Genomic DNA, 13,275 nt, shown 5'->3' on the forward strand with positions numbered 1-13,275 from the left:
GACACCGTCGAAACGTGATTAAAAACGCCAGCGGCGCTGCATAACCAGAAACGCGAACGACGCTGACCAGGTGATGAGTATCAGACCATTCAGGGCTTCCACCCCGGCGATCAGGCGCAGGGTCCCCACTGGAAACAGGTCCCCCAGACCCAACGACGTATAACACGCCGCGGAAAAATACAGATGATCCAGAAAACTGCCATTCACGGCGCCACCGATGCTCATGGCGGTGTCCCCCACATCCAGCAGCAGGTACACCCAAGCATAGAGGGTAATTTCCACCATATGGGCGGCAAACATGGCGATAACGACCACCAGGATTTCACCCCGGAAATTCGGCCAGCGCTTGAGCAAGCGGGACAGGCCTGCCAGCGTCCAGTAATGCAGCGTCACGGTGGTCAGCACCATGGCCAGACTGACCACGGAGGCATACACCACTTCGTACATGACTGCGCCCTCTGCCATGACAGGCTAGCGCAGCGAAGCCATGACAGGGGCCGTGTCCGGGCGCCAGCCACGCCAGATCTCAAACGCTTCGGCGGCCTGCTCGACCAGCATACCCAGACCATCCGCGGTGGCGCTGACACCTTGCTGTTCTGCCCAGCGCAAAAACGGTGTCGGCTCATTGCCGTAAACCATATCGTAGGCCACGGCACCCTCTGCCAACAGGCCATCCGGTAGCGCGGGCATCTCGCCCTGCAAACCGGCAGAGATGGCGTTGATCACCAGGTCGAACTGCCCCATAAGATTGTCCAGCCCACCTCCCAACACCGGCGGGCCTTCGCCTTTCATGACGTTGGCGGCCAGCGCTTCCGCTTTCTCTTTGGTTCGGTTGGCAATGCGCAACAAGGTGGGCTCTTCAGCCAGCAACGGGCCCAGCACACCGCGCACCGCCCCGCCCGCGCCCAGGATAAGCACCCGTTTCTTGTGGATGCTCCAGCCTTGATTATCACGGATATCCTTCACCAGCCCGGCACCATCGGTGTTATCACCGTGCAGCTGTTCGCCATCCCACCACAGGGTGTTCACCGCACCGGCCTGGTCGGCCCGCTCGGTGATGGCATCGCATAACGAAAAAGCCTGCTCCTTGAAAGGCACAGTGACATTGGCACCCTGCCCACCCGCTTCTCGGAAGGCCTGCACTGCCCCGGCAAAATCGTCCAGCGGCGCTTCGCGTTTTTCATACTGCACAGCGTCACTGCGCTGCGCGGCAAATGCATGATGAATATCCGGCGAGCGGGAATGGTTCACTGGATTGCCAAAAACACAATACAACCCAGTCTCTAGCGCGGTTTTCTCAGCAGTCATACCCACTCCCGATGAATCAGAAATTTCTGGTAAAGCTCAATCTCGGCACTGTCCGGTTCGGGGTGGTAATCGTAGTCCCAACGCACCAGCGGCGGCAGTGACATCAGGATGGACTCGGTACGGCCGCCGGATTGCAGACCAAAAATCGTGCCGCGATCGTAAACCAGATTGAACTCCACATAACGGCCGCGACGGTACAGCTGGAACTGACGCTCGCGCTCGCCATAATCATGATCTTTACGGCGCGCCAGAATCGGCTGGTAGGCAGGCACATAAGCATCGCCAACACTGCGCATCAGGGCAAAGCTGGTGTCGAATTCAAAGCGGTTCAGATCGTCAAAGAACACCCCGCCGACACCACGGGGCTCATCCCGGTGCTTGAGGTAAAAGTAGTCATCACACCAGGCTTTGAATTCCGGGTAGATCTCGCTACCGAACGGCTCACAGGCATCGCGGGCCGTCTGGTGCCAATGCACCACGTCTTCTTCAAAACCATAGTAGGGTGTCAGATCGAACCCGCCGCCAAACCACCACACCGGCTCCTCACCGTCTTTTTCCGCCACGAAAAAACGCACGTTGGCGTGGCTGGTCGGTGCATAGGGGTTTTTCGGATGAATTACCAGTGACACGCCCATGGCCTGAAAACTGCGCCCGGCCAATTCGGGGCGGGCCGCCGTCGCAGACGGTGGCAACTGATCGCCAAACACATGGGAAAAGTTCACCCCGCCTTTTTCGATCACCGCGCCATTTTCCAGCACCCGGCTGCGGCCGCCGCCACCTTGCTCGCGCTCCCAGCTGTCTTCACGGAAGGTGGCGGAGCCATCTTCGGCGCCCAGTGCGTCGCAGATACGATCCTGCAGATCCAGCAGGTAATCTTTCACCGCCTGCAGTGAAACCTCTGACATGGTGCTTTCCCCGGATGCGGTCGGTGTGTTCACGGACGCAAGACGCGCCCGCTTTCCAGATCAATAATGGTAGAGGGTTTGCTCGCCCGGTCACAGGCGCCGCTGACAATAAAGTCGAGTTGGTCACCCAGCTGCCGGGCCACCTGATAGCGATTGCGGGCGGCCGGACGGCCGCTGATGTTGGCACTGGTAGAAATGATCGGTTGCCCGGCCAACCGGCACAGCTGGCGAGCCAGCGGATGGTCCGGCACGCGCACCGCCACCTTGCGGTGTTGCCCGCGCACCCAGGCAGGCAGATGCTCATTGGCCTCAACCAGATAGGTTACCGGCGCCGGCCATTGCTGCTGCAACCGGGCCGCCTGCTGGTCGTTCAAGCGCAGATACGGCGCCAGCTGCGCCAGGGTTTCACCAATCAGAATCAACCCTTTGCTCACCGGTCGCTGTTTGATCGCCAGCAACTGCATCACCGCGCCCTGGTTGAATGGGTCGCAGCCAAGGCCGTAGACAGACTCCGTGGGGTAGGCGATCACGCCGCCCGCCTGAATGATCTGTGCCGCACTGAGCAGATGCTGGTCCATGACGAAGCCCTGAATGCAAAAGCGGCAAATTACCCTGCACGGGCCGGCGACTCAAGTCTGCCGATCCACAGCCTGCTTAAGCTTCGCTGGTCTGGCGTTTCAGATAGCCGCCCGCTACCCGTTCCACCCAGCCCTCCAGCTCCAGATCCGCCAGCTGCCCGGCCAGCTCCGGCATGGGCATCCCGGTCCGCTGCTGCAATGCATCCAGCGAATTCAGGCCGCTGGTCAGGTAGGCAAGCAGGGGCGGAGGGTCACAACGAATACCGCTGGCTTCCACGCTACGCTGGAAATCCCCAAAGGCCTGGAAAATATCATCCACGGACTCCAGCCAGTTGGCGCCATCACGCAACAACTGGTGGCAACCCTTGCTAAGCGGATTATGGATACTGCCCGGAATCGCAAACACCTCACGGCTCTGGGACAACGCCGTGCGCGCCGTGATCAACGAGCCACTCTTGATCGCCGCCTCCACCACAATGGTGGCCAGGCTGAGCCCACTGATAATGCGATTACGCATGGGAAATTGAGCAGGCAGCGGGCGCGACCCCGGCGCGAATTCCGATACCAGCGCCCCGCCGGTTTCCACAATCTGGCTGGCCAGCAGGCCATGGCGCGGCGGGTAGATACAATCCGGGCCACTGCCCATGACCGCCACCGTGCGCCCGGCATTCACTGCACCGCGATGAGCGGCCGCATCAATGCCCAGCGCCAGGCCGCTGACAATCACAAAGCCGCTACCGGCCAGCTGGCGGGCAAAGCGGCGGCTGTTGTCGAGGCCGTCCGCAGAGGCATTCCTCGCGCCCACCATGGCCAGCGAAGGCGCATTCAATGCCTCCACGCTACCGCGCACGGCAATCACGCCGGGCGGGTCGTTGATCTGTGCCAGCAGCGGCGGGTAATCCGCATCCCCCAGCGCAATCCAGCGCCAGCCCTGCTCACGCAGTTGCTCGAAGTACACGGGCAGCTTGCCAGTATTGTCCAGCAGCCGGGCACGCTCTTTCAGGCCGGCCGGTAGCAGGGGAAGAAAATCCGATACCGGTGCAGAAGCAATCCGGTGTTGTTGCAGGGCGCGGCCAAGGGCCGCTGACGACGGGGAAAACAACGCCTGCAATAGCAGGCGTTTAAATTGTCCGTCCATTCGCCCACCTCCTTGTGTGCGTTGACGGTTTTGTCGGGCGCCTAAACGCCGGCAGTGAGCGCTACCGCAGAGAAATCAGTAACTGCCCGCCGGGCTTTCGGCGATATCGTTCATATAGATAGGCCGCATGGACTCCATGATCAAGCCGTAGCTGACCTTGTCGAACACCCGGAAGATCACCATGGAACCGGTTTTCTCACGGGGCAGCTGAACCATGTCACCTTGCTGACGATCGCGGACCACTTCGCCCTGGCCATAGATATCCAGCACGTTGCCTTCTTTCAGGCCGTCACGCAGGCCCTTGTTGATCACCACCACATCGTTACGCGCTACGCTGTTGAGGCGATCGAAGAAGCGAATCACTTTTGCCTCGATCTTGGTGTCCGGGGCCGACGGGTACAGTACGGCGCGCACGCGGCGATCTTCAGTGGAGAACAGGCGATCATCAATCCGCAGGTCTTCACTGGAGTCCGTCACCCGCAGGGTAATCATGTCGCCATCGTGGCTGGCCACCCGGCCCAGGCCGATCTGGCGAGCTTCGTAGCCCAGCACTTCATTGGTATCCGGGTCCACATATTGCTCACCGGTGCGGTAGAAACCGTAACCCTGATCCAGGTCTTCCCATTGGGTAGCGGTATCACGAGCGTAAACGGTATCGCCTTCACCAAAGATCACACGGCGATCGCGGCCACCCACCAGATAGGGAGCCTCGACGATGTCCTTGCGGTCTACCACCAGACCTTCCTTCAGGTAAGACTGGATCGCACTGGCAGGAATGGCCGGAATCGCTTCGTCATTGGCAATTTCACGCACCCGCGGGGTGAGTTTCACTGTACCATTGGACATCACGGTCTCTTCCACGCCCCGTTTTACCGACAGGCGCGGCTCACCGTTAACATAGGAAAGCCGGATTTCGTCGCCGGGATAGATCAAGTGAGGGTTACTGATTTCCTCATTGATCTGCCAGATTTCCGGCCACTGCCACGGCTCTTGCAGAAAACGGCCGCTGATATCCCAAAGGGTATCGCCGTTTTTCACGAAATACTTGCTGGGGTGCCCATCTTTGAGCACCACCGCTGCGGAGGCCATACCGGACACCGCCAGCACCAGGCCAAAGGTCAAGGCGCGCTGGACCGATTTCATCATCATCGGATTCCTTTTATCATTATTGGACTCATCCCCGAGAGCGGCCGCGATCCCTTATTGTAGACGCGGTTCCTTTTGGATATTAGCAATGCGATCATATATTTAGCAACCGAAATTCGAGTACTACCGCAACTTCCGAGAAGGTACATGGCTAAACTGGAAATACTGGAATTCCCTGATCCCCGACTACGCACAGTAGCAAAGCCGGTGGAAAAGGTAGATGACGAGCTTCGCAAACTGATCGACGACATGATTGAAACCATGTACGCCGCCTCCGGGATTGGCCTGGCGGCCACCCAGATCAACGTGCATATTCAGCTGATCGTCATGGACCTGTCCGAAGAGCGCAACGAGCCCAGGGTGTTTATCAATCCGAAAATCACCCCGCTCACCGAGGAAATGGCCCCTTACGAAGAGGGCTGCCTGTCGGTGCCCGGCTTCTACGAAAAGGTGCCACGCCCGGCGCGTGTGCGCATTAACGCTCTGGACCGTGACGGCAACGCCTTCGAAGAGGAAGCGGACGAACTGCTCGCCACGTGTATCCAGCACGAAATGGATCATCTGGACGGTAAGCTGTTCGTGGACTACGTCTCCCGGCTCAAGCGCGACCGCATCAAAAGGAAGCTGGAAAAGATCCACCGCCAGCAGGGCTGAGAAGGCTCGCCGAGTTTCGAGTTTCGAGTTTCGAGTTTCGAGTTTCGAGTTTCGAAGAGCAAAGCCCGGAAAAATGGCTTAGCCAAGGTTTTCGTTTCTCGTCACTCGTCACTCGCTTCTCACCCACCGTCTTAAACTATTCAGAGGCCGCTCATTGAAACCCTTACGTCTCGCCTTCGCCGGCACCCCGGACTTTGCCGCTTCCAGCCTGCAGGCCGTGCTGAATAGCGATCATCAGGTTGTCGCGGTCCTCACCCAGCCCGACCGGGCCGCCGGGCGCGGCAAGAAAGTGCAGCAAAGCCCGGTAAAACAGCTGGCCGCACAGCATGACATTCCTGTATTGCAGCCGGAAAACCTGAAAGGCGAAGACACTCGACAGCAGTTGCGCGACCTGAACCTGGATGCCTTGGTGGTGGTGGCCTACGGTCTGATCATCCCCCAGGCGGTGCTGGATATTCCTCGCCTGGGCTGTCTCAACGTGCACGGCTCGCTGCTGCCGCGCTGGCGTGGCGCCGCCCCCATTCAGCGCGCCATCACCACCGGCGACACCCAAACCGGCAACACCATCATGCAGATGGAAGCGGGGCTCGATACCGGCCCCATGCTGCTCAGTGAAGCCCTGCCCATCGGCGACACGGAAACCGGCGGCGAACTGCACGACCGCCTGGCCGCCCAGGGCGCGCGCCTGCTGGTCACGGTACTGGCCGATCTGGAGCATTACCTGGCCAACGCCACGCCACAACCAGACGAAGGCGTCACCTACGCCCACAAGCTGAGCAAGGCTGAAGCACGGCTGGACTTCCGCCTGCCCACCCGCGCGCTCTACAACCGCATCCGCGCCTTCAATCCCTTCCCGGTAAGCTGGGTGCCACTGAATGGCCAGCCCATGCGTATCTGGCAGGCCAGCGAAAGCCCGCAACCGGGGCAGGAACACGACGAACCGGGGCATATCCTGAGCGTCGATGAGCAGGGCATCCATGTGGCCACCGGCGATGGCAGCCTGATCCTCGAAGAGCTGCAACTCCCAGGCAAGCGACGCATGAAGGTGTCAGACCTGCTGCGCGGCAACCCGGCCCTGTTCACCATTGGCGAACCGCTGGGCGATGCCATTACCCATGAGTCTGGTGATCAATGTGGCAACGCCTGACCCGCGCCTGAGCGCCGTGCGTGCCCTCAACCGGGTGCTCCCCGGCAAGGGCGATGGCGAAAGCCTGCGCGAAGTGCTGCGCGACTTTCCCCTGCAAGGCAGCGACGGCGGCCAGATGCGCGATATCTGTTTCGGCGTGTGCCGCCACCTGCGCCCCCTCAACCACTGGCTCAACCAGCAACTCTCCAAACCCCTCAAGGCCAGCGCCCAACCGGTGCGGCTGGCCTTGCTGGCCGGCCTCTATGAACTGTGGTTCAGCGACCGGCCAGCCCACGCCATCGTCAACGCCTACCCACAACTGTGCCGCAAGCTCAAAGCCCCCTGGGCCGCCGGCCTCAGCAATGCCGTGCTACGCAAGGCCAGCCAGATTACCCTTGAAGAGGCCGTGGCCGACGCCCCCGCCAATATCCAGCTGAGCCTGCCAGACTGGCTGTTTAAACGCTGGCAAAAAGATTGGCCCGACGAGGCCGACGCCATGGCCCGCGCCAACTTGCAACCGCCCCCGTTCACCCTGCGCGTCAACCGTCAGCAGCAACAACGCAGCGAGGCACTGGCCGCTCTGGGCGAAGGCGCCCGCGCCGGCAGCATTGCCCCGTACAGCATTTACCTGCAGCCCGCCCGGCCGGTATTTCAGCTGCCCGGTTTTGAGCAAGGCGCCCTGTCCGTGCAGGACGAAGCCGCCCAACTGCCCGCCGAATTGCTGCAGGCCCCGTCCAACGGCCGCATTCTGGACGCCTGCGCCGCCCCCGGCGGCAAAACCGGACAACTGCGCGAGAAATTCCCCGCCGCAGACCTCTCCGCCCTGGAGCTGGAAGGCAAGCGCCTGGCCCGCATCCGCGAGAACCTGGCGCGGCTGGGCACCGACGTCACCCTGCTGCAAGGCGACGCCAGCGACCCGCACTCCTGGTGGGACGGCACCCCCTTCGATGCCATCCTGCTGGACGCCCCCTGCTCCGCCACCGGCATCCTGCGCCGCCAGCCGGATGTGAAATGGCACCGCAAAGCCTCGGACATCGCCGCACTGGTTGATTTACAAGCGCGCATGCTGGATGCACTATGGCCGCTGCTCAATCCCGGCGGCATGCTGGTATATGCCACCTGTTCGGTACTGCGCGACGAGAACGACCACCAGGTTCGTGACTTCCTGCAGCGCCAGCCGCAGGCCCGGGATGTGACGCCACGGCCGGAAGGGGCCACAATGGTGGACGCAGGGTGGCAGCTGTTCCCGGAACAACACGGTCCGGACGGCTTCTACCTGGCTTGCCTGCGTAAAGAATCGGGGGCCCGACTCAGTTCATGAAAATCATTATTCTCGGTGCCGGCCAGGTGGGCGGCACACTGGCCGAGAACCTGGCCAACGAACGCAACGACATCACGGTTATCGACACCGATGATGAACGCCTGCGCGAGCTGGGTGACCGCCTGGATATCGGCACCGTGCGCGGCATGGGCTGCTACCCAGCCGTACTGAAGGAAGCCGGCGCCGAAGACGCGGACATGCTGATCGCGGTGACCAACTCTGACGAGGTCAACATGATCGCCTGTCAGGTGGCCTACTCCCTGTTCCGCACCCCCTCCAAGATTGCCCGCATTCGCACCGCCCACTACACCAGCCGCTCGGAAAAACTGTTCAACGAAAACGCCCTGCCCATTGATGTGATCATCAGCCCTGAACAGGTGGTGACCGACTACATCAAGCGCCTGATCGAACACCCAGGCGCCCTGCAGGTGGTGAACTTCGCCGGTGGCCGGGTACAGCTGGTGGCAGTGCGCGCCTATTACGGTGGCCCGCTGGTGGGCAACGAGCTGCGCGAACTGCGCAAGCACATGCCTAACGTGGACACCCGGGTGGCCGCGATTTTCCGCCGTGGCCGTCCCATTATCCCGGAAGGCAACACCGTGATCGAAGCGGACGATGAAGTGTTCTTCATTGCCGCCAAGAACGATATCCGCGCGGTCATGAGTGAGCTGCGCCGCCTGGAACATAACTACAAACGCATCGTTATCGCCGGCGGCGGCAACATCGGTTACCGGCTGGCGAAAACCATTCAGCACCGCTACAACGTCAAGGTGCTGGAACGCATGCCCAAACGGGCCGAATGGCTGGGCGAGAAACTGCACCAGACCGTCGTCCTGCAAGGTCTGGCCACTGACCGTGACGAACTGCTTAAGGCCAACATCGAAAACACCGATGTATTCTGCGCGCTGACCAACGATGACGAAGCCAACATCATGGCGTCCCTGCTGGCCAAGCGGCTGGGCGCCCGCAAGGTGATGACGCTGATTTCCAACCCGGCCTACGTGGACCTGGTACAGGGCCACGACATCGACATCGCCATCTCGCCCCAGCAATCCACCATCGGCAGCCTGCTCAGCCATGTACGGCGCGGCGATGTGGTCAACGTCTATTCCCTGCGCCGCGGCGCGGCGGAAGCCATCGAGGCTATTGCCCACGGCGATGCCAAATCGTCCAAGGTGGTAGGGCGTGCCATCGATGAAATCGATCTGCCGGAAGGCACCACCATCGGCGCTGTCGTACGCGGTGAAAAAGTACTGATTGCCCACGACCACGTGGTGATTGAACCGGACGATCACGTGATTCTGTTCCTGATCGACAAACGCCGCACCCGGGACGTGGAAAAATTGTTCCAGGTCGGGTTTACGTTTTTTTAGGATGAAACGCCAGATGCCGGACGCAGCAGGACGCCCGACAAAAAAAACAAAGCGCGCCTTTTCAGCGTCAGGCGCCTCTTCTCCTGAGGGGCTTCCATGCACTTCGCGCTAATTTCGAAAATTCTCGGCCTGCTGCTGGTGGTCTTCAGCTTTACCATGATGCCGCCGGTAGCCGTGTCCTACTGGTATCAGGAAGGCAGCGAAACTCCGTTCCTGATCTCCTTTGTCATTACCCTGGCGCTGGGCTTAAGCCTGTGGCTGCCGTTTTTCCGCAACAAAACCGAACTGCAAACCCGCGACGGCTTTCTGGTCGTTACCCTGTTCTGGTCCGTGCTCGGCGTGATCGGCGCGCTGCCGCTGATTATCAGTGACGATGTTCCGGTGGGCTTCACCGATGCGGTATTCGAATCCGTTTCCGGCCTCACCACCACCGGCGCCACCATCCTGTCCGGCATCGACTTTCTGCCCAAATCGGTACTCTTCTACCGCCAGCAATTACAGTGGCTGGGCGGCATGGGCGTAGTCGTTTTAGCGGTGGCCATTCTGCCCATGCTCGGCATCGGTGGCATGCAGCTCTACAAAGCTGAAATCCCCGGCCCCATGAAAGACGCCAAACTCACCCCACGCATCGCCGAAACGGCCAAAGCCCTGTGGTTCATTTACCTGTTCATCACCATTGCCTGCGCCCTGCTCTACTGGGCCTTCGGCATGACCCTTTTCGACGCTATCTGCCACAGCTTCAGCACCGTAGCCACCGGCGGTTTTTCCACCCACGATGCTTCCTTGGCCTACTGGGACAACCCACTGATCGACTGGACCGCCACCCTGTTCATTCTGATTGGCGGGCTTAACTTTGCCCTGCATTTTGCAGTGTGGCGTGGCCGCTCCCTGTTCGCCTACCTTCGTGATCCGGAATTTCGCTTTTTTATCAGCCTGTTCCTGATCTACACCGCCATCATCACCGCCGGCCTACTGTTCTTCCATTACGACTTTGAAGTGGACGATGCCCTGCGCCACTCCGCGTTCCAGGTAGCCTCCTTCAGCACCGGCACCGGGCTAACCAGTACCAATGCGGCTGCCTTCCCCGGCTTTATCCCCTATCTGCTGATACTGACCAGCTTTATCGGCGGTTGCGCCGGCTCCACTGGCGGCGGCATGAAAGCTGTTCGGGCAGCACTGGTATTCCATCACAGCATTCGCGAACTGCGCCGTTTGATTTACCCCAACGGTGTATTTGCCCTGCGTTTTGGTCGCCAGTCCATTCCTGACCGGGTACTACAAGCCGTGTGGGGATTCGTCGGCGTTTACATCACCATTTCGGTGATCTTTACCCTGCTGTTCACCATGACCGGCATGGATCTGGCTACCGCGGTGAGCGCCGTGGCCGCCAGCCTCAACAACCTGGGCGTAGGCATTGGTCAGGTCGGTGGCGGCTTCGCCAACATCACCGACAGCGCCAAGTGGATGATGACGGTATTGATGATTGCCGGACGACTGGAAATCTTTACGCTGCTGGTCCTGTTCACGCCGATGTTCTGGAAACAGTGAAGCAAGGGGTGACGTGAGGAGGGGAGACCCTGTCATGTCTTACTGCCTCGTGCTTCGCACGGTTCGTGCCCTGAACAGTGCTCCTACAGCCACTTCGTTGAAAGAGTGCTAGCGACCATAAAAAAGCCCCGGCAATGCCGGGGCTTTTTTACTTTCAACTATCCACTGTCAACTATTCGTCAAGCGATATTGTTGACCCGCTTGCTCTCACGGAACAGCTGATCCAGCTCGCCTTCGTAATAGGCTTCAACACGCGGGTTCATTACCTTCTTCCACAGCGGCGGAATCAAGGCCAGTACATACATGGTGGCGTAGCCTGCCGGCAACTGCGGGCTTTCTTCGTAATGACGCAGCACCTGATAACGACGCTTGGCGTACGCATGGTGATCGCTGTGGCGCTGCAGCTGAAACAGGGCCAGGTTGGTCAGCAGGTAATTGGAATTCCAGCTGTGCGCCGGGGTCACCCGCTCGAAGCGACCTTTGTCATTCACACGACGGTGCAGACCGTAGTGCTCGATGTAGTTGATGATTTCCAGTGCCAGCGCCGCAAAGAAACTCTGCCCCAGGAAGAACACGACACCCTGCCAGCCCCACAGCAGCCCGAAGGTCACCGCGAACAAGGCAGAAATGCTGTACCACCAGATCAGCTCATTGTAGATGCTGATATTTTTCTTGCCCTTACGCTCCAGGTATTTCTTTTCCAGGCTCCAGGCGTTGATGAAGTTATGCACGAACGCCTTGGGAAGGAAATTGTAGAGGCTCTGGTTGTAGCGGCTTGAAGAGGCATCATCCGGAGTAGAGACGTGCACATGGTGACCGCGTACGTGCTCCACCTTGAAGCCCGCATAGGTCACGGTAGACAGCAGCAGGCCGCCCATCCAGTTTTCTACTTTGGGATCCTTGTGGATCAGCTCATGGCCCAAGTTGATGGCGATAATGCCGCCCACGGTACCGATAGACACGATCCAACCAATCTTGCCCAGCAACCCATAGTCATTGGTCATGAAGATGTGGCCGGCATAGAACAGCACCCCAATCCACACAAACCCCATGGCAATGGCTGACACCCGATAGAAGATTTCCTCACTCATGGTGGGCACCTGTACATCTTCACTGGGGTTGGTCGGGTCTTTCCCCACCAGATAGTCCAGTACCGGGATAATTCCGAAAATGAAGACATACATGAACCAGGCCCAATAATCCTGAGTCCCGCTCTCCACGCCGATATAGGCCGAGAAAGGCACAAGCGGCACCATAACCGCCCAAAAAGCCAGGTAGCCGTATTTTTTCATTTTTAGCATTACATCAGCATTCATATTCTCGAACATGGCTCACACCTCGCTAGTTCAAGCCAAACAGTAACAGTCATCAATGTGACGGTGAGACTATCCCTGATTTCTTGAATTGTCAAACAACTCAATTAATGAGATATTAGAGCCCTATGACGGAGAGTGGCCACATGCCACCGAGCCCACCATCCCCACCAAGGACCCTCCATGTCGTTACAAGCGGTCAGCCTCAGCGAGCAAATCGCCCGACACCTGGGCGAGCAGATCATTACCGGTGAGCTCGCCCCCGGCAGTCGCCTGCCGGAAAACGAACTGGCCAAGCAGCTTGATGTAAGTACCAACTCACTCCGGGAAGCTTTCAGACTGCTGGAAAAGCAACACATGATCGAATTGCAGCCGCGCAAGGGAGCCCGCGTTTGTGAGGTCACCGACGAGCAAGTGCGCGACCTTTACGAATTCCTGTTCATGCTGTTGTCACGACTGGCCGGCCAGGCCGCTGCCCGCTGGCAACCCGGCGATATCGAAGATTTGGTGGAAATGCTGCCCCAGTTGGAGCAGCACTTTGTGAATGACGACCTGCGCTCTGCGCACCAACTGGCGTTCCGGTTTGTAGAAATCGCCACCGTACGCTTCGCCCATAACCGCTACCTGACCACAGACATTCAGGACCTGATTCCCCTGCTCAAACGCTATTCGTTTATCGCCTTGCAGGAAGACACCTCGGAATTCGACGTGTCCCTGCAGATTTTCAAGCGCCTGCTGGTGAATGTGGTTGGTCGCAACGTGGCTGATGCCGAAGCGGACATCCGCGAATACGGCGAAAACCAGTGCCAGATCGTCCTGCGCGCCATCGCCAAACGCAGCGCGGCGTAAAAGCAGTTCCGAGTTG

Annotated in this window: 13 protein-coding genes; 6 read left to right on the forward strand and 7 right to left on the reverse strand. The window is 59.5% G+C overall.

Annotated elements, in window-relative coordinates:
* Nucleotides 1-18 precede the first annotated feature (18 nt).
* The 6 genes from CL546_RS07365 to CL546_RS07390 form a co-directional block, all read right to left on the reverse strand.
* Complete coding sequence (locus tag CL546_RS07365; RefSeq protein ID WP_290493926.1) at nucleotides 19-447, reverse strand: ion channel; 429 nt, start codon at nucleotides 445-447, stop codon at nucleotides 19-21.
* A 24-nt stretch (nucleotides 448-471) separates the two neighbouring features.
* Entirely contained in the window at nucleotides 472-1,308 is an 837-nt protein-coding gene (gene aroE / locus CL546_RS07370; protein ID WP_290493927.1) for a shikimate dehydrogenase, read from the reverse strand.
* On the reverse strand, nucleotides 1,305-2,213 hold the full coding sequence (hemF, locus tag CL546_RS07375; RefSeq protein WP_290493928.1) for an oxygen-dependent coproporphyrinogen oxidase: 909 nt from the start codon (nucleotides 2,211-2,213) through the stop codon (nucleotides 1,305-1,307). The genes aroE and hemF overlap by 4 nt, the downstream gene beginning before the upstream one ends.
* A gap of 29 nt (nucleotides 2,214-2,242) precedes the next feature.
* Nucleotides 2,243-2,791 (reverse strand): L-threonylcarbamoyladenylate synthase type 1 TsaC, encoded by a 549-nt coding sequence (gene tsaC / locus CL546_RS07380; protein ID WP_290493929.1) that lies wholly within the window; start codon nucleotides 2,789-2,791, stop codon nucleotides 2,243-2,245.
* Between the two features lie 76 nt (nucleotides 2,792-2,867).
* A complete protein-coding gene (gene dprA, locus CL546_RS07385) occupies nucleotides 2,868-3,929 on the reverse strand; it encodes a DNA-processing protein DprA (protein ID WP_290493930.1) in 1,062 nt (353 codons plus the stop codon).
* Nucleotides 3,930-4,004: 75 nt separating this feature from the next.
* Nucleotides 4,005-5,075: a LysM peptidoglycan-binding domain-containing protein gene (locus CL546_RS07390; RefSeq protein WP_290493931.1), complete on the reverse strand. Its 1,071-nt coding sequence runs from the start codon at nucleotides 5,073-5,075 to the stop codon at nucleotides 4,005-4,007.
* Nucleotides 5,076-5,222: 147 nt separating this feature from the next.
* Here CL546_RS07390 and def point away from each other — a divergent pair, with 147 nt between their 5' ends.
* From def to CL546_RS07415, 5 genes are all read left to right on the forward strand, one after another.
* A complete protein-coding gene (def, locus tag CL546_RS07395; protein WP_290493932.1) occupies nucleotides 5,223-5,729 on the forward strand; it encodes a peptide deformylase in 507 nt (168 codons plus the stop codon).
* 154 nt (nucleotides 5,730-5,883) lie between these two features.
* Nucleotides 5,884-6,876: a methionyl-tRNA formyltransferase gene (fmt, locus tag CL546_RS07400; protein WP_290493933.1), complete on the forward strand. Its 993-nt coding sequence runs from the start codon at nucleotides 5,884-5,886 to the stop codon at nucleotides 6,874-6,876.
* Complete coding sequence (gene rsmB / locus CL546_RS07405; RefSeq protein ID WP_290493934.1) at nucleotides 6,845-8,176, forward strand: 16S rRNA (cytosine(967)-C(5))-methyltransferase RsmB; 1,332 nt, start codon at nucleotides 6,845-6,847, stop codon at nucleotides 8,174-8,176. Before fmt ends, rsmB begins: the two co-directional genes overlap by 32 nt.
* Nucleotides 8,173-9,549 carry a Trk system potassium transporter TrkA gene (trkA, locus tag CL546_RS07410; RefSeq protein WP_063538233.1) on the forward strand — a complete coding sequence of 459 codons (1,377 nt, stop codon included), beginning with the start codon at nucleotides 8,173-8,175 and terminating at the stop codon, nucleotides 9,547-9,549. The genes rsmB and trkA overlap by 4 nt, the downstream gene beginning before the upstream one ends.
* 96 nt (nucleotides 9,550-9,645) lie before the next feature.
* Complete coding sequence (locus CL546_RS07415; RefSeq protein ID WP_290493935.1) at nucleotides 9,646-11,097, forward strand: TrkH family potassium uptake protein; 1,452 nt, start codon at nucleotides 9,646-9,648, stop codon at nucleotides 11,095-11,097.
* A 179-nt stretch (nucleotides 11,098-11,276) separates the two neighbouring features.
* Here the strand turns inward: CL546_RS07415 and CL546_RS07420 are convergent, their stop codons facing one another.
* The gene (locus CL546_RS07420; protein ID WP_290493936.1) at nucleotides 11,277-12,425 is read right to left on the reverse strand and encodes an alkane 1-monooxygenase; all 1,149 of its coding nucleotides are present in this window, start codon (nucleotides 12,423-12,425) and stop codon (nucleotides 11,277-11,279) included.
* A 168-nt stretch (nucleotides 12,426-12,593) separates the two neighbouring features.
* Between CL546_RS07420 and CL546_RS07425 the strand changes: the two genes are divergently transcribed.
* A complete protein-coding gene (locus CL546_RS07425; RefSeq protein ID WP_290493937.1) occupies nucleotides 12,594-13,259 on the forward strand; it encodes a GntR family transcriptional regulator in 666 nt (221 codons plus the stop codon).
* Nucleotides 13,260-13,275 lie beyond the last annotated feature (16 nt).

It is taken from the genome of Alcanivorax sp., assembly GCF_002726155.1.
Classification (GTDB): Bacteria; Pseudomonadota; Gammaproteobacteria; order Pseudomonadales; family Alcanivoracaceae; genus Alcanivorax.

Coding starts and splice junctions, on each gene's coding strand:
- CL546_RS07415 (WP_290493935.1), top strand. CDS start 9,646: ATGCACTTCGCGCTAATTTCGAAAATTCTCGGCCTGCTGCTGGTGGTC.
- trkA (WP_063538233.1), top strand. CDS start 8,173: ATGAAAATCATTATTCTCGGTGCCGGCCAGGTGGGCGGCACACTGGCC.
- hemF (WP_290493928.1), bottom strand. CDS start 2,213: ATGTCAGAGGTTTCACTGCAGGCGGTGAAAGATTACCTGCTGGATCTG.
- CL546_RS07425 (WP_290493937.1), top strand. CDS start 12,594: ATGTCGTTACAAGCGGTCAGCCTCAGCGAGCAAATCGCCCGACACCTG.
- tsaC (WP_290493929.1), bottom strand. CDS start 2,791: ATGGACCAGCATCTGCTCAGTGCGGCACAGATCATTCAGGCGGGCGGC.
- aroE (WP_290493927.1), bottom strand. CDS start 1,308: ATGACTGCTGAGAAAACCGCGCTAGAGACTGGGTTGTATTGTGTTTTT.
- CL546_RS07420 (WP_290493936.1), bottom strand. CDS start 12,425: ATGTTCGAGAATATGAATGCTGATGTAATGCTAAAAATGAAAAAATAC.
- def (WP_290493932.1), top strand. CDS start 5,223: ATGGCTAAACTGGAAATACTGGAATTCCCTGATCCCCGACTACGCACA.
- CL546_RS07390 (WP_290493931.1), bottom strand. CDS start 5,075: ATGATGAAATCGGTCCAGCGCGCCTTGACCTTTGGCCTGGTGCTGGCG.
- CL546_RS07365 (WP_290493926.1), bottom strand. CDS start 447: ATGTACGAAGTGGTGTATGCCTCCGTGGTCAGTCTGGCCATGGTGCTG.
- dprA (WP_290493930.1), bottom strand. CDS start 3,929: ATGGACGGACAATTTAAACGCCTGCTATTGCAGGCGTTGTTTTCCCCG.
- rsmB (WP_290493934.1), top strand. CDS start 6,845: ATGAGTCTGGTGATCAATGTGGCAACGCCTGACCCGCGCCTGAGCGCC.